Genomic DNA, 15,189 nt, shown 5'->3' with positions numbered 1-15,189 from the left:
ATCACTTATTGAAAGGCCAGAGCCGGTGTGCCCGGGCCCAGAACAGATAGGCCACGCAACCCGCCGCGACCCACACCAGCGACCACTGGATCGGATAGGCGCCGGGGGCGTTGTGGTTGGAAGCGAAGTAGATATAGATCCAGCCTACCAGTGCGATGACGGCCGGGACCGGATACAGCCACATCTTGTAGGGACGCTCCAGGTGCGGCTTGGTCTTGCGCAGCACGAACAGCGAAATGATCTGGGCCACCGACTGCACCAGGATCATCACCGTGGTCAGCAGCTGGATCAGCGTGGTGAGGTCGGTGAGGCGCCCGATCATGAAGCCGACCGAGGTCAGCACACCCATGCTGAGGATGCCGTAGACGGGGAAGTCATGCTTGGGATGGGTGACGCTGAAAGCATTGAAAAACACCTTGTCCTTCGCCGCTTCGAACGGCACCCGCGAACCGCCCAGCAAGCCGGCGAACACCGAAGCCACGGCGGTGATCAGGATCAGCACGGTGACCACGCCCGCTGCCGTATTGCCCCAGGTTTCGCTCAGCACCACCGAGGCGACGGACTTGTAGGCCGCCGATTCCGGGTCGAGCATGCGGTGCCAGTCCACCACGCCCAGCACGCCGACCTGCATCAGCAGGTAGACCGCGAGAATGCCGACGATCGACAGCACGATGGATTTGGGAATCACCCGGCCCGGCTGTTCCACTTCACCGGCCAGGTAGGCCGAGGTGTTGTAGCCCAGGTAGTCGTAGATGCCGATGGTCAGGCCGCCGGCCATGCCGAGCCAGAAACTGCTGTCACCGAGGTTGAAGGCGCCTTCCGGAAAACTGAAGGCCAGGTCGGCGTGGAAGTTGCTCAGGGCGGCGACAATCAATGCGCCGATACTGATCAGCATGATCACCCAGAGCACGATGGTCAGTTTGGCGATCGACTCGATCTTGCGCCAGAGCATGAAGGTGATGGCCCAGATCAGGACCAGGCCGATCAGGTTGCCGGCGGTCTGGCTCATGTCCGGCCAGAACCAGGTCAGGTATTGCACGAAGCCGATGATCCCGGTGGACATGATCAGCGGGATGAACAGCATCGCGGTCCACACGAACAGGAAGGGCAGCAGCTTGCCGGTGCGCTTGCCGAAGGCTTCGCGCAGGTACACGTAGGTCCCGCCCGCACCGGGCAGCGAGGCGCCGAGTTCGGCCCAGACCAGGCCATCGCACAGCGCCAGCAGCGCGCCGAGGATCCAGCCAAGATAAGCCTGCGGGCCGCCCATGATGACGATCATGGTGGGAATGGTGATAAAGGGACCCACGCCGCACATCTGGCTCATGTTCAGGGCCGTGGCGGGAAACAGACCGATTTTTCGCTTGATGCCGGACGAACCCTGCCCGGTGGGGATGCTTGTGCTCATGCTGTGACGACCTCTTGTGCGAGTGACGGAAGGTGGAGGGCAGGTGGCAAGGGTGCTGCGCGCCGGCGAGGGCTTCCATCGACTCGGTATCGTTATTGTTATGGGTTGCGGTCGCCCGAGGAGCTACTGCGACCGAGGTGTAGAAAAACACGTCACGACTATTAATTCAACTTGATTTAATTAATCGGCGACGACGATCATCGGCGCATGAAAAATCCCCAGCACACCCGTACGGTAACCACCGGCACCAACGCCGAACATGCCCGCCTGCACAACCGCCGGGTGATTCTCGAGGCCATCCGCCTGGGCGGGCGCCTGACCCGCGCCGACCTCACGCGCCTGACTTCGCTGACGGCGCAGACGGTCTCGAACATCGTCACCGAGCTGCAGGAAGAGGGCGTGCTATTGGCTCATGCGGCGGAGAAGATCGGGCGCGGCCAGCCGCCGGTGCCGTTGTCGATCAACCCGCAAGGGGGCTATTCCATCGGTTTTCATGTCGAGCAGCATTCGATCATCGGCGTGTTGCTCGACCTGCTCGGGGACGCCCAGGCCCAGGTCACCCTGGCGGCCAGCTACCCGAGCTTCGACGACGCGCTGCCGCTGCTGCTCGACACCGTTGGGCAGTTTCGTGCGCTCCGGCCCGAGGGGCGTTTTCTCGGGGTCGGGGTGGCGCTGCCGGGCCCGTTCAGTGTCGAAGGCATGACTTCGGTGGGGCCGACGGCGATGTCCGGCTGGGATGACCCGCAGATTCCAGCGCGCCTGCACCAGGCCGTCGGCCTGCCGGTGCTGATCGAGAACGATGCCACGGCGGCGACCATGGGCGAGCGGCTATACGGCATCGCCAGCGACCTGCACAACTTCGTCCACCTGTTTATCGGCAGCGGCCTCGGGGCCGGCCTGTACCTGGGCAACCGCTTGTATTCCGGGCACTGGCACAACGCCGGGGAGATCGGCCACATGACGGTAGTGCCCGGGGGCAAGAGCTGCCATTGCGGCAACCGGGGCTGCCTGGAGCGCTATATTTCCATTGCCGCGCTGCTGGAGCACCTGGGGCAATCCGGCGATCAGGACCTGGCCGCCTGGAATCTCGACGATCCGCGCTTCAAGACCGGCGTCGAGTCCTGGCTGGACGAAGCCGCACCGGCATTGCGCCAGGCGATCAACATCCTCGAATCGCTGCTCGATCCGCAGACCATCCTGATCAGCGGTTTCCTCCCCGAGGCGATCCTGGCCCGCCTGGTGGCGCGGTTGGAGCCCTTGCACCGCTCCATCAGCAGTCGCTCGGATCGCGAGTATCCACGTATCCAGCTCGGCACCGCCGGGCACGATGCGGTGGCCCTGGGGGCGGCGGCGCTGATGATCCTCGCGGAGATCAGCCCGGACTATGAAGCGTTGCTCAAGCCGGAGTGAGAGGGTTTATATCGGCTTTACTCTATGGAGGGTGTCAGGACTCGCCGATTCCGGCGCTGCCCTGCTGACACGGGAGTAACGGGTCATGGCGCGGTTTGTTCACTACCCTCTCAATACCCGGGGCCGGGATTTCGCCGTCGGCGATATCCATGGTCATTTCAGCCGCTTGCAGGCAGCGCTGGATCGGCTCGGGTTCGATCCGGAGTGTGACCGGCTGTTCAGCGTCGGAGACCTGGTCGACCGCGGCCCCCAGAGCGAAGAGGCGCTGGAGTGGCTGGAGCGTTCCTGGTTCGCGGCGGTGCAGGGCAATCACGAAGCTCTGGCGATCCAGCATGTCGAGGGCCTGCCCCTGGACTACGGGATGTATCGTGCCAGCGGTGGTGGCTGGTTTCTCGACAGCAGCGCTCAGAAGCAACGATTGTTCGCCACGCGCTTTGCGCAAATGCCGATTGCCCTGGAAGTCGAGACCCGACTCGGCCTGGTGGGGCTGGTGCATGCCGACAGTCCTTTCGCCACCTGGAGTGCCTTGCGTGACTATCTGCTGGGCCATTCCCAGGTGCGGATCGCTGTCGAAGAGGTCTGCCAGTGGTCACGTATGCGCCTGAAAAACCGTGACACCAGTGGCATTCGCGAGGTGCGGGCGGTGATGGTCGGGCATACGCCGCAGCACCAGCCCACCGTATTGGGCAATGTCTATCACATCGATACGGCAGGCTGGGGCAGCGGTCATTTCACCCTGATGGAGCTGGACACCTTGAGCTAGTCCCGCTCTTTCAGGCCTGGCGCCAGCTCACCGCCTCGATACCGAATTTCTCGGCCATGGGCTTGCTGGTCTTTTTCACCCGTTCGCGACCGAACTTGCCGATGCGGCCGACGCCGGCATCGCAGCTTGCCCAATGCCAGGCTTCGGCATTATCCATGTGCTCGGAGCGAATGATGAAGGACTTGGGACTGCCGTGAAGGGTGTAGTCGATAACGAAAAGTTTTGCCGTACTCATGGATCTGAAACTCCTCCCTGTTGTTGTAGAGGTGATCCCCGGGCAGCGGAAAAATTCCGTCGAACAGCCAGACGGTTGGCTGTAACAAATAACTCGGAAATGTCCTTCAGAAAATATATCGGTAGCCGATGCCAATGGCAGATCGCCGCATTTCCCTTTTGCCCATCGGTGCCCACCATGTTCAACAAACGCTTGAAGCAGGAGCTGTCGGCTCTTCGCGAGGAACTGTCCAGCCTCCAGCAAGTCAAGGAAAGCCTTGAACTGGAGATGCTGGTGCTCAATCTGGACCCCGATGGCCGTATCGAGTCAGTCAACCAGAATTTCATCCAGGAAATGCTCTACCAGAGCAGCGCCCTGGTGGGTCGTCATATCGACGAATTCGTCCCTGCCTACCTGAAGAACTCGGATTTTCACCAGCGCTTCAAGAACGCCCTGACCCGTGGCGAGCACTTCAGCGGCGCGGTACGCCTGCTGCGGGGCAACGGCCAGGAAGCCTGGCTGCGTTCGATCGTGCAGCCGGTGCGCAGCTCCGACGGTCGCATCAAGCATTTTTCGATCTACTCCAACGACCTGACCCGGACCATCGAGAGTTCCCGCGAGCATGAGAACCTGATCGGCGCGCTGTTGCGTTCCACGGCGGTGATCGAGTTCAACCTGGCCGGCGAGGTATTGACCGCCAATGATCGTTTCCTCGATGGCATGGGCTATAGCCTGGCGCAGATCAAGGGCAAGCATCACCGTATCTTCTGCGATGCGGCGGAAGCCGGCAGCGCGGACTACCAGGCATTCTGGAAGCGCCTGAACGCCGGTGAGTTCATCGCCGGGCGTTTCAAGCGTGTGGACAGCCATGGTCGTGTGGTCTGGCTGGAGGCTTCCTATAACCCTGTCCTTGATGCCAACGAGCGCCTCTACAAGGTGGTGAAGTTCGCCACTGTGATCACCGAGCAGGTGAATCAGGAGCAGGCCGTGGCCGAGGCGGCGAACATCGCCTACAGCACCTCGCTGCAAACCGATGCCAGTGCCCAGCGCGGTACCACCGTGGTGACCCAGGCGGTCGAAGTGATGCGTGACCTGGCCCAGCACATGCAGCATGCCGGTGACGGGATCGAGGCGCTCAATGCCCAGTCCCAGGTGATTGGCACCATCGTCAAGACCATCAGCGGCATTGCCGAACAGACCAACCTGCTGGCGTTGAACGCAGCCATCGAAGCGGCGCGTGCCGGTGAGCAGGGGCGCGGTTTCGCGGTGGTGGCCGACGAGGTCCGGCAACTGGCTTCGCGCACCAGCCAGGCGACCGATGAGATCGTCCTGGTGGTGCGCCAGAACCAGGACATGGCGCGCGATGCGGTGTCGCTGATGAGCAGCGGCAAGACCCAGGCCGAGGAAGGCCTGGCGCTGGCGGCTGAGGCGGGGACGGTGATCGTCGAGATCCAGGACGGTGCGCAGCGCGTGGTCAGTGCGGTCGGGCAGTTCGCCAACCAACTGACCAGTTGAGTCGATCGCTCCCTGTAGAGGGTGGTTTGCTGGCGGCAGTGCGGGCAGGGCCGGGAGCCCGTCGCGGCCATCGCCAGCAAGCCGGCTCCTACGGTTTGAGCGCCACCACCACGTCGACTTCGACCGAAGCATTCTTCGGCAGCTGGAACACACCCACCGATGTACGGGTGTGCACCCCGGCCTCGCCGAACACCGTGTAGAGCACTTCTGAGGCGCCATCGGCGACTTCGCTCTGTTGCGTGAAGTCCGAAGCGCTTTGCACATACACGTTGATGCGCAACACTTTCTTGATCCGTCCCAGGTCGCCTTCGAGCATCTGCCGCAGAATCGCCAGCGCGCGCATGGTGCTGATCTGCGCCCCGTGCCGAGCCTGTTCCAGGGTGGTTTCGGCGCCGACGCGACCGGTCACCATCACGGTATTGTCGACACGCGGGATCTGCCCGCTGACATAGATTTCGAGATCGTTCTGCACCGCCGGTACGTAATTGCCGCCGATCTTCATTTCACCATCGAAGTTGTAGCCAAGCTGCTGGGCAATATGGGCGAACTGTTCGTTTCTGGACTGCGGCATCGTTCTCTTCCTGATAATTGAGGGCGCTGGAGATCGGGGGACTGCCATTCAGGCCGGGTCCCGGCAGTGCATCAAATCACACGGCTCTCAGACGCTCAATCATGTCGGGAAAGCGCTCCACGAGTTTGATCAGCAGCGCTGCCTGAGCGTTGGGCCGGGATTTGGCTTGCTCCCAGTTCTTGAGCGTATCGGGACTGGTTCGAATCCGGTGGGCAAAAACCGGTTGTGACATGTGCAGCTTTTCTCGCAAAGCGACAATTTCCTGCGCTGTGACAACTGGGGGCGGTAGCTCTTCCAGCTCACAGTGACGAAGGGTGATTTTACCTTCGCGATGTTCGGCCATTTCTGTGACGCCTTGCATCAGTTCGGCAAACAGATCGCGCTTTTTCATGTTTTACCTCGTCGCTTCAATTCGGCATCAATCGCCGTTTTCAGCATGTTTTCCTGGTGTGGTGTCAGGTTTTCCAGCTCGCCTTTGTCATAGATAGCGAACATCCAGAACTGGCCACACTCCAGCAGCCAGTAATAGATGATCCGCAAGCCACCACGCTTGCCCTTGCCTCTTCGAACATCGGGCCAGCGTATTTTGCGAAAACCTCCTGTGCGAGGCATGACATCTCCTGCATGAGGATTGGCCTGCATCTCGAGTTGGAGTTGTCGATATTCGTCATCGGTAAGGTAATGACTCACCGTGGCAGTGAACTGTGATGTTTCGAAGAATACGGATTTCATGATGAAAAACATAGGTGATTTGCCTATGTTTTATGAAGCGGGCGTTTTCTCGCAAAAGCTGGCGTATTTCTCGGTTTTTTGTAGGAGGGATCATCACCCTATCACCGGCTCCCTGCAGCACTCGCGTCGCAACACAGGTAAACTCCCGCCTTTCACAAAGGAGTTCCCATGAGTCACTACCAGCCCGGCATCCTCGCCAAGCCTGTGCCCTTGCAGGCACGCCACCTGTTTTTCGCCCTGGAATCGGCCGAAGCATTGCCGGCAGCGCTCGACAATCTTTCCCGGCTGGTGGATGGGAAAAACGCCGTGGTCGGCTTCGGCGAGTCGCTGGTGCAGGCGCTGGGTGCTCGGGTGGAAGGCCTGCGGGTATTCCCGGCCATCAGTGGCGCGGGTGTGGATAACCCGTCGACCCAGCACGCGCTGTGGTGCTGGTTGCATGGTGACGACCGTGGCGAGTTGCTGCACCGCAGTCGCGAACTGGAAGCCGCCCTGGCGCCGGCGTTGAGGCTGGTGCAGATGACCGAAGCTTTCCGCTACAAGACCGGCCATGACCTGACCGGCTACGAAGACGGCACCGAGAACCCGGTGGACCAGGCTGCCGTCGAGGCGGGTATCGCCGCGGGTGATGTCGCCGGCCTGCACGGTGGCAGTTTTGCCGCGATCCAGCAATGGCAGCACGACCTGGACGGTTTTGCCGCCATGCCGTCCCATGAGCAGGACAACATCATGGGGCGCCGCAAGAGCGATAACGAAGAGCTGGACGACGCGCCGGAGTCGGCCCACGTCAAGCGCACGGCTCAGGAAAGCTTCGCCCCGGAGGCGTTTGTCGTGCGCCGTTCCATGCCCTGGTCGAACGAGCAGGGCGCCGGTCTGATGTTCCTGGCGTTCGGTTGCAGCTTCGATGCCTTCGAGGCCCAACTGCGGCGCATGAGCGGGCTGGATGACGGCATCGCCGATGCCCTCTATCGCTTCAGCCGGCCGATCACCGGCGGTTACTACTGGTGCCCGCCATTGAAGGACGGTCACCTGGACCTGAGTGCGCTACTGGCCGGCTAAACGAAAACATTTCCAGTTCTGCGGAAAAAACGCCCGATGTCCTGCATCGGGCGTTTTTTTCATGACAGAAACTAAACTCAAGACGTAGCACTCACGCAGCTGCATCCCGTTGGTGGCGCACTCGCACCCTTGGCCCGCCGGCAGGGCTGCGTAGGCGGCCGCGGCAAAAGCAGGCGGTATTCCTCCAGGCGCCGGTTTGCCCTTGTCCAAGGGTGAGACTCGGGCTCTAAAAGGGCCGGGGAGTGTCTGTCATGATCTCTGTTCGTTACTGCCGGCTCACGGTGCTGGCCGGTGTCCTGTTGGCCGTGACCATTGCGAGGGTGCTGGCTGCGCCCGTCGTCAACGAACCGATCAACATGGAGGCGGTGCAACTGGCGCCGCAACAGCAAAATGGCGTGGAGTACCTGACGGGGGGGATTGGCCAGGACGAGTCCCAGGCGTTGATCCAGACCCGCGGCTACAACCTGCATATCGTTTCTTCCACCGGGCCCAAGGACGAGTACCTGCCCAATGTGAACATCACCATCAACAAGGCCGGCGGTGAGCCGGTGTTGAGCCTGATTCAGGTCGGGCCGATGGTCTACGTCAAGCTGCCGGCGGGCAAATACCAGATTGTCAGCAGCCGTGAAGGGCACGAGAACCGGCAAAGTATCGTGGTCGACGGCAAGGGCACGCAGACGGTGAATGTTCACTGGAATGATGGCTACTGATTCCAGGGCACATGAATCGGGTTGCCGCGGGCAGGCTCAGATCCGCTGGATCCAGGAGTACTGGAAGGCCTTTTTCTCGTCTGCCTCGTGGGTTCGGCGGCGGTAGCTGCCAAACGCCGGTGACGAGCAATAGGTACAGACCGGACTGACTTCGACCTGTGCGTCCGTGATGCCTGCTGCGCGCAGGAGCAGCAGTGCATAGGCCTGCAGGTCGAACCAGTAGCTGCCCGATTGTCTCGCCGCGGGAGGTGCGATGGCGGGCGATGAAAGCGGTGTCGGCTGCTCGCGCGTCCAGGGGGCGACAGCGGTTTGCCAGAGATGCCCCTGGGCCGCCTGCAACTCATTCACGAACTGCTCGCTGACTTCATAGCAGCACGGCTTGATCGACGGGCCGATGGCGATGCGCAGCGTCTGCCGGGGAATCTCCAGCGCCTCGAAGCGCGCGATGGCATTGCCGATGATGCCACCCTGCAGGCCTTTCCAACCGCCATGGAGCGCCGCCACCAGCGAGCCGTCCGTGGCGGCCACCAGCAACGGCAGGCAATCGGCGGTGATCACCGCGATCGGTCGTTCGCCGTCGGTGTATACCGCATCGCCTTGCAGTGATCCGGCCGGCAGATTGTCCGGCGCCTCGATCAGCGTCGCGCTGTGAATCTGCTTGCAGGTGAACACCTCGGCGGGCAGGCCGGCGTTGCCCAGGGTCAGGAAAGCGTGGCGGATACCGGCGATCTGACTGAGGTTGCTGGCGTATTCACTCACTATGGCTGCTCCATCCGTCGCTCGAATCGCCAGCAGCATACCCGGATTGATGATTTTGGGGATGCGTAATCGGTGCCTTGCGCATAGGCTGCGCACAGAGGGAGATGGCTCCCGGAAACACACTTTGGACACGAGGCCGGATGATGGGCAAGTTGCGAGTCGGGATTATTTTCGGTGGGCTGGGCGCGGAGCACGAGGTGTCGCTGCAATCGGCAAAAAATGTGGTCGACGCGCTGGATCGCGAGCGCTTCGAACCGATCCTGATCGGTATCGACAAGCAGGGCGGCTGGCATCTCAACGACAGCTCCAACTACCTGCTCAACGCGCAGAACCCGGCGCTGATTGCCCTCAACCAATCCAATCGGGAACTGGCGGTGGTGCCGGGCAAGGCCGGCGGACAACTGGTCGAGACCGGCAGCCAGGCCCTGCTGGAACAGGTCGATGTGATCTTCCCGATTGTCCACGGCACCCTCGGTGAAGACGGCTGCCTGCAAGGCCTGTTGCGCATGGCGGACCTGCCCTTTGTCGGCTCCGACGTACTCGGTTCTGCGGTGTGCATGGACAAGGATGTCAGCAAGCGCCTGCTGCGCGATGCCGGCCTGGCGGTGACCCCGTTTATCACGGTGAACCGGGTCACGGCCGCGCGGCTGGACTTCGAGAAGGCGCAGGCGACGCTGGGCCTGCCGATGTTCGTCAAGCCGGCGAACCAGGGGTCCTCGGTGGGTGTGAGCAAGGTCGAGACCGCCAGCGAGTACCAGGAGGCGCTGGCACTGGCCCTGGGTTTCGATGAGAAGGTCCTGGTCGAGTCGGCGGTCAGCGGCCGGGAAATCGAGTGCGCGATCCTGGGCAACGATCAGCCGGTGGCCAGCGGCTGCGGCGAGATCGTCGTGCGCAGCGGTTTCTATTCCTATGACAGCAAATACATCGACGCCCAGGCCGCCGAAGTGGTGGTGCCGGCGGCGATCAGCGAGGAGGCCAGCGAGCGGATCCGCGCGCGGGCGATCGAGGCGTTCCAGGTGCTCGGCTGTTCCGGGCTGGCGCGTGTCGACGTGTTCCTGACCGACAGCGGCGAAGTGCTGATCAACGAGGTCAACTCGCTGCCGGGGTTCACCCGCATCAGCATGTACCCCAAGTTGTGGCAGGCGGCGGGAATGAGCTACAGCGAGCTGGTCAGCCGATTGATCGAGCTGGCGCTGGAGCGCCACGAGGCACGGCGCGGATTGAAGAACAGCCGCTGAACGGTGCGACGACTCGATTGATCAGGTGCCGCCGGCACCATGATTATCCCCATTACGACAAAGGTCCTTTCCGATGAAACCGAGCATGCTCTACGCATTGGCCGCCGCCGCCCTGTTCGGCGCCAGTACTCCGCTCGCCAAGTGGCTGGGAGTGGGCATGTCACCCGTCCTGCTGGCGGGACTCTTGTACCTCGGCAGCGGCCTCGGCCTGGCCGTTGTCCGTGTTGTCCGGGATAGCGGCTGGCAGAAGAGCGGGCTGACCCGCGGGGAGTGGCCATGGTTGATCAGCGCCATTGCCTTTGGCGGCGTGCTGGGGCCGGTGGCGTTGATGTTCGGCCTGGGCCATACCAGCGGGGCGACCGCTTCCCTGATGCTCAACCTGGAGTCGGTGCTCACTGCCGTGCTGGCCTGGGTCGTGTTCAGGGAGAACGCGGACCGGCGGATCGTGATCGGCATGATTGCCATTGTCTCGGGTAGCCTGGTCCTGTCATGGCCGCAGCAGGCCGCGACCGTCCAGGACTGGACGGGACCGCTGGCCGTGGCGTTCGCCTGCCTGTGCTGGGCCATCGACAATAACCTGACCCGTAAAGTCTCGGCCTCGGATGCGCTGTTCATCGCCGGGCTCAAGGGCCTGGCGGCGGGCGGCGTCAACTGTGCCCTGGCCCTGGTCATCGGGGCGCAGTTGCCAGCGTTGCCGGTACTGGCGCCGACCTTGTTGCTGGGCTTTCTCGGCTATGGTGTCAGTCTGGTGCTGTTTGTGCTGGCATTGCGCGGGCTTGGCAGTGCTCGCACCGGGGCGTACTTTTCCACGGCGCCGTTTCTGGGGGCGCTGATCGCCATCGTGCTGCTGGGCGAGTCGGTGTCGCTGCTGTTCTGGATTGCGGCGCTGCTGATGGCCGTGGGCGTCTGGATCCACCTGATGGAGAACCATGTCCACGAGCATCAGCACGATCCGCTCCAGCACAGCCATCGTCATGTGCATGACGAGCACCACCAGCACACCCATGACTTTGCGTGGGAGGCCGGGGAGCCCCACAGTCATGCCCATGAACATGCGCCGATCCGCCACAGCCATGCGCATTTCCCGGATATCCACCACCGGCACAGCCACTGAGAGAAGCACGCGCCCGTGGCGGGCGCGTCAGCTTATTCCGTCGGCGCGTATTGCATCTCGCCGTTGCCAAACGACCAGTCCTCGCGTTTCACGTCGACCAGGCTGATCCACACGTCCTCCTTGCGCAGTCCGGTCCTGGCGTGAATGCCCTCGGCGATCGCCTTGTAAAAGGCCTTCTTGACCTCGATCGTGCGGCCGGCATTCCAGGTCACCTGGATAAAGACGATGTTCGGCGTGTAGGTCACGCCGAGATAGCCGGCCGCGGGATAGACCAGTTCATCGCCGGCATGGCGATTGATGATCTGGAATTTGTCGTGCTCGGGGACATTGGCGGTCTGCAGCATGGCCTGGTAGACCACATCGCTGATGGCCGCAACGGTCTCAGGGGTGGTGTCGGCAGCAACATCGATTCTGACTAACGGCATGGTTCGATCCTTTTCGCGTAGGTAAGGGAGCGCCCGGCATTCAAGGGCGCGCACCCGGAAACCAGGCCGGGGTTTTGCTCATCAAGCGTCTTGCGAAACCCCGGACCCGGTTTCTGCATAATAGATGTTAATTAACATTTATTGAATAGATGTTTTTCATCATGTATTGTTCGAGGCGAATACCTGATCAGCAGATCCTGACCATCCATGTGAAGCCGGAGTTTTTCATGAGTCTCAAAGACAAGATCATCGGCCAGTTGGGCTTTGGCACCGCGCCGCTGGGCAACATGTTTCGCGCGATCAGCGAGGAGGAGGCCGCGGCCACCGTCGAAGCCGCCTGGAGCCATGGCATCCGCTTTTTCGACACCGCGCCGCTGTACGGCGCCGGCCTGTCCGAAAGCCGCCTCGGCAGTGCCCTGGCCCACTACGCACGCGACGAGTACACCCTGAGCACAAAGGTGGGGCGGCCGATCTCCGACGAAGTCCATGACGCGTCCCGTTCGGGGCCGTTCAGCCTGGGCAATCCCAACAAGATGCTCACGGACTATTCCGCGGATGCGACCCTGCGTTCGATCGAGGGCAGCCTGCAACGGCTCGGCACTGATCGCCTGGATATCGTGTTTGTCCACGATGTCGCGCAGGATGCCCATGGCGACCAATGGATCGAGCACTTCAATATTGCCCGCACGGGGGCATTCCGCGTGCTCGCCAGCCTCAAGGAACAAGGCGTCATCAAGGCCTGGGGACTGGGTGTGAACCGTGTCGAACCCTGCGAACTGACCCTGGATCTCGACGAGTTCCGTCCGGACGGTTTCCTGCTGGCCGGTCGTTATACCCTGCTCGATCACGAACAACCTCTGCAGCGGCTGTTTGCCAAGGCCAGCGCCAAAGGCGCCGAGTTCATCAGCGGCGGCCCCTACAGTTCGGGCGTGCTGGTGGGCGGTACGCACTTCGAGTATCAGCCGGCGTCTGCCGAGATGCTGGAGAAGGTCCGGCGCATCCATGAGCTCGCCCGACAGTACGACGTCGACATCAAGGCGGCGGCGTTGCAGTTCGTATTGGCCAACCCGTTGGTGGCCGCGGTCATTCCCGGGGCCAGCCGCCCTTCGCGGATTGCCGAGGATGCGCGGGCCATCGAAGCCGTGATCGCGCCGCAGTTCTGGCAGGCGATGAAGGCACAAGGCTTTATTTGCGCGAATGCACCCACGCCTGCCGAAAAGTGAGTCGAGAGGGGAGAGGTCGCGGCGGCCTCTCTCTTTCCTGAATCATGAAGGTGGACATTGATTTCAGAGAGGTCGCCATGCCCAGAGTTTCCCGTGCCCAGTCCGAGCTCAACCGGATCAAGATCACGCAGACGGCGACGCGGTTGTTCCGCGAGCGTGGTTTCCAGAGTGTCAGCCTGTCTGAAGTGATGCATGAATCAGGGCTGACCCATGGCGGCTTCTATGGTCACTTCGCTTCGAAGGAGGCCTTGGCCAATGAGGCCTGTGCCCAGGCATTCGAGCAGTCGGTCAATGGCTGGCGCGAGAAGATGGCCGCGCACCCGCAAAAGCACCAGGCCCGCCAGAGCCTGATCGACCATTACCTGGCGGACAGCAAGCTCGAGCAGCATCAGGACACTTGTCCGGTGGTCGCGTTTTCCGCGGAGATGGCCCATGAAGATTCGCGGTCCGCGGTTCACCAGACCTTTCTGCGCGGGCTGGAGGCGCTGATCTCGACTTACGCCACTGCGGTCGAGGGTGATGGCTCCGCCGAAAGCGAAGCCGCCGGCCGGCAAACCGCGTTGGTGGAGTACGCGCTGATGGTCGGAGCGATGACCATGGCCCGGGCCGCCGGCGAGGCGCCTCTGTCGGCGGAAGTGCTCGCCGCGGTGAGAGCGTTTCTGCGCAAGGCGTCTTGAGCACGGCTGGTCGACCTGGCTGCCGGAGGCACTCCGCCATGCATGTTCGGCATGGGTGATATCACCGCCAGCTCTCTACTCCCACACCTGGCTTGTCATTACTCTCGCTCGTCCCCTTCTTCGCTTTTGTGAGAAAGCCATGAGCGCCATTCCACAAGCAACAGGCATGACCCGGGGCAGGGTGATGCTGTTCGCGTTCTGCTGCGGCGCCATCGTCGCCAACATCTACTACACGCAACCGATCATCGACCTGATCGCCCCGGACGTCGGCTTGACTGCGGCCCTGGCCAGCCTGATCGTGTCCCTGACCCAGATCGGCTACGCCCTGGGTCTGTTCTTCCTGGTGCCGCTGGGCGACCTGCTGGAAAACCGCCGCCTGATGATCGTTACCAACCTGGTGGCCATCCTCAGCCTGCTGGGGGCGGCATTCACCGAGCAGCCAAACCTGTTCCTGCTGATGTCGTTGCTGATCGGTTTCAGTTCGGTTGCCGTGCAGATCCTGATCCCGCTGGCGGCGCACCTGGCGCCTGCCGAGTCCCGCGGTCGTGTGCTCGGCAGCATCATGAGCGGCCTGCTGCTGGGCATCCTGCTGGCGCGGCCGGTGTCCAGCGTGGTGGCCGACCACTTCGGCTGGCGCGCGATGTTCATGGCGGCCGCGGCGCTGATGATCGTTATCAGCCTGGTGCTGTGGCAGACCATCGCCAGGCGCCAGCCGGATCACTCGGCCAGCTATGGCCAGTTGCTGTGTTCCCTGGGCACGCTGCTGCGTCGGCAGCCGGTGCTGCGCCAGCGCGCGTTCTATCACGGCTGCATGTTTGCCACCTTCAGTCTGTTCTGGACCGCCGTGCCGCTGGAGCTGATCCGCAACCATGGCCTGAGCCAGACCCAGATCGCGATTTTTGCCCTGGTCGGCGCCATCGGCGCGGTGGCCGCTCCCATCGCCGGACGCCTGGCGGATGCGGGCCACACGCACAGGGCTTCGCTGCTGGCGATGATTTTTGCCGCGTTGAGTTTCCTTCCGGCCCTGTTACACCCGTTGTACAGTGTGATCGGCCTGGCGGTGAGCGGTGTGGTCCTGGATTTCTGCGTGCAGATGAACATGGTCCTCGGCCAACGGGCGATCTACGCCCTCGACGCCAACAGTCGCGGCCGGTTGAACGCGTTGTACATGACCAGCATTTTCGTCGGCGGCGCCTTTGGTTCGGCGATCGCCAGCAGCGTGTACGAACGCGGCGGCTGGCTGGGGGTGATGCTGGTGGGCAGCGCACTGCCGCTGGTGGCATTGTTGCGGTTCTTGCGTGTGCCCAGGCAGACCACCGGGATTACACTCGATAGCCAGGCCCCTTGAGGCCGTTCGCCCGGCAAACCCAAAGGACT

17 protein-coding genes and 1 pseudogene are annotated in these 15,189 nt (G+C 62.4%); 11 read left to right on the top strand and 7 right to left on the bottom strand.

The window, feature by feature from the left end; genetic code table 11:
• Position 1: 1 nt before the first annotated feature.
• Positions 2–1,405 (bottom strand): APC family permease, encoded by a 1,404-nt coding sequence (locus tag ACL9RJ_RS10610; RefSeq protein ID WP_017123755.1) that lies wholly within the window; start codon positions 1,403–1,405, stop codon positions 2–4.
• A 207-nt stretch (positions 1,406–1,612) separates the two neighbouring features.
• Here ACL9RJ_RS10610 and ACL9RJ_RS10605 point away from each other — a divergent pair, with 207 nt between their 5' ends.
• Both ACL9RJ_RS10605 and ACL9RJ_RS10600 read left to right on the top strand, forming a co-directional pair.
• Positions 1,613–2,815, top strand: coding sequence for an ROK family transcriptional regulator (locus ACL9RJ_RS10605; RefSeq protein ID WP_422765218.1), 1,203 nt, complete (start codon positions 1,613–1,615; stop codon positions 2,813–2,815).
• Between the two features lie 85 nt (positions 2,816–2,900).
• Positions 2,901–3,578 carry a metallophosphoesterase gene (locus ACL9RJ_RS10600; protein ID WP_177119241.1) on the top strand — a complete coding sequence of 226 codons (678 nt, stop codon included), beginning with the start codon at positions 2,901–2,903 and terminating at the stop codon, positions 3,576–3,578.
• Positions 3,579–3,588: 10 nt separating this feature from the next.
• Here ACL9RJ_RS10600 and ACL9RJ_RS10595 read toward each other — a convergent pair whose 3' ends face one another.
• Positions 3,589–3,813 carry a DUF6555 family protein gene (locus ACL9RJ_RS10595; RefSeq protein WP_017123752.1) on the bottom strand — a complete coding sequence of 75 codons (225 nt, stop codon included), beginning with the start codon at positions 3,811–3,813 and terminating at the stop codon, positions 3,589–3,591.
• On the opposite strand from ACL9RJ_RS10595, the pseudogene ACL9RJ_RS10590 reads away from it, so the two are divergent.
• Both ACL9RJ_RS10590 and ACL9RJ_RS10585 read left to right on the top strand, forming a co-directional pair.
• Positions 3,712–4,767 (top strand): annotated as a pseudogene (locus ACL9RJ_RS10590) (PAS domain-containing protein); the annotation flags it as partial. The gene ACL9RJ_RS10595 and the pseudogene ACL9RJ_RS10590 overlap by 102 nt on opposite strands.
• A 108-nt stretch (positions 4,768–4,875) precedes the next feature.
• Entirely contained in the window at positions 4,876–5,307 is a 432-nt protein-coding gene (locus tag ACL9RJ_RS10585) for a methyl-accepting chemotaxis protein (RefSeq protein ID WP_422765225.1), read from the top strand.
• An 88-nt stretch (positions 5,308–5,395) separates the two neighbouring features.
• Here ACL9RJ_RS10585 and ACL9RJ_RS10580 read toward each other — a convergent pair whose 3' ends face one another.
• From ACL9RJ_RS10580 to ACL9RJ_RS10570, 3 genes are all read right to left on the bottom strand, one after another.
• Entirely contained in the window at positions 5,396–5,878 is a 483-nt protein-coding gene (locus ACL9RJ_RS10580) for a RidA family protein (RefSeq protein ID WP_017123750.1), read from the bottom strand.
• A gap of 76 nt (positions 5,879–5,954) precedes the next feature.
• A complete protein-coding gene (locus ACL9RJ_RS10575) occupies positions 5,955–6,269 on the bottom strand; it encodes a helix-turn-helix domain-containing protein (protein WP_017123749.1) in 315 nt (104 codons plus the stop codon).
• Positions 6,266–6,610 (bottom strand): toxin, encoded by a 345-nt coding sequence (locus ACL9RJ_RS10570; RefSeq protein WP_177085445.1) that lies wholly within the window; start codon positions 6,608–6,610, stop codon positions 6,266–6,268. Before ACL9RJ_RS10570 ends, ACL9RJ_RS10575 begins: the two co-directional genes overlap by 4 nt.
• A 168-nt stretch (positions 6,611–6,778) precedes the next feature.
• On the opposite strand from ACL9RJ_RS10570, the gene ACL9RJ_RS10565 reads away from it, so the two are divergent.
• Entirely contained in the window at positions 6,779–7,666 is an 888-nt protein-coding gene (locus tag ACL9RJ_RS10565; protein ID WP_177107341.1) for a Dyp-type peroxidase, read from the top strand.
• Positions 7,667–7,917: 251 nt separating this feature from the next.
• Positions 7,918–8,376: a carboxypeptidase regulatory-like domain-containing protein gene (locus tag ACL9RJ_RS10560; protein WP_422765217.1), complete on the top strand. Its 459-nt coding sequence runs from the start codon at positions 7,918–7,920 to the stop codon at positions 8,374–8,376.
• A 36-nt stretch (positions 8,377–8,412) separates the two neighbouring features.
• Here the strand turns inward: ACL9RJ_RS10560 and ACL9RJ_RS10555 are convergent, their stop codons facing one another.
• Positions 8,413–9,135 carry a polyphenol oxidase family protein gene (locus ACL9RJ_RS10555; protein WP_369684097.1) on the bottom strand — a complete coding sequence of 241 codons (723 nt, stop codon included), beginning with the start codon at positions 9,133–9,135 and terminating at the stop codon, positions 8,413–8,415.
• Between the two features lie 143 nt (positions 9,136–9,278).
• Here ACL9RJ_RS10555 and ddlA point away from each other — a divergent pair, with 143 nt between their 5' ends.
• Positions 9,279–10,373 (top strand): D-alanine--D-alanine ligase, encoded by a 1,095-nt coding sequence (ddlA, locus tag ACL9RJ_RS10550; protein WP_042934434.1) that lies wholly within the window; start codon positions 9,279–9,281, stop codon positions 10,371–10,373.
• A gap of 73 nt (positions 10,374–10,446) precedes the next feature.
• Positions 10,447–11,487 carry an EamA family transporter gene (locus tag ACL9RJ_RS10545; protein ID WP_422765216.1) on the top strand — a complete coding sequence of 347 codons (1,041 nt, stop codon included), beginning with the start codon at positions 10,447–10,449 and terminating at the stop codon, positions 11,485–11,487.
• A gap of 32 nt (positions 11,488–11,519) precedes the next feature.
• Here the strand turns inward: ACL9RJ_RS10545 and ACL9RJ_RS10540 are convergent, their stop codons facing one another.
• Positions 11,520–11,912 carry a tautomerase family protein gene (locus ACL9RJ_RS10540; RefSeq protein ID WP_017123742.1) on the bottom strand — a complete coding sequence of 131 codons (393 nt, stop codon included), beginning with the start codon at positions 11,910–11,912 and terminating at the stop codon, positions 11,520–11,522.
• A gap of 227 nt (positions 11,913–12,139) precedes the next feature.
• Between ACL9RJ_RS10540 and ACL9RJ_RS10535 the strand changes: the two genes are divergently transcribed.
• The 3 genes from ACL9RJ_RS10535 (at position 12,140) to ACL9RJ_RS10525 (ending at position 15,160) form a co-directional block, all read left to right on the top strand.
• Entirely contained in the window at positions 12,140–13,135 is a 996-nt protein-coding gene (locus ACL9RJ_RS10535; protein ID WP_042934433.1) for an aldo/keto reductase, read from the top strand.
• Between the two features lie 77 nt (positions 13,136–13,212).
• Positions 13,213–13,812 carry a TetR/AcrR family transcriptional regulator gene (locus ACL9RJ_RS10530; protein ID WP_212810564.1) on the top strand — a complete coding sequence of 200 codons (600 nt, stop codon included), beginning with the start codon at positions 13,213–13,215 and terminating at the stop codon, positions 13,810–13,812.
• 139 nt (positions 13,813–13,951) lie between these two features.
• Complete coding sequence (locus ACL9RJ_RS10525; protein ID WP_177119245.1) at positions 13,952–15,160, top strand: MFS transporter; 1,209 nt, start codon at positions 13,952–13,954, stop codon at positions 15,158–15,160.
• Positions 15,161–15,189 lie beyond the last annotated feature (29 nt).

The sequence above is a fragment of the Pseudomonas sp. Mn2068 genome (genome assembly GCF_049319725.1).
In the GTDB taxonomy this organism is placed as follows: domain Bacteria; phylum Pseudomonadota; class Gammaproteobacteria; order Pseudomonadales; family Pseudomonadaceae; genus Aquipseudomonas; species Aquipseudomonas gingeri.
Note: the sequence above shows the minus strand (reverse complement) of the source record. Positions and strands in the feature narration are given on the sequence as shown.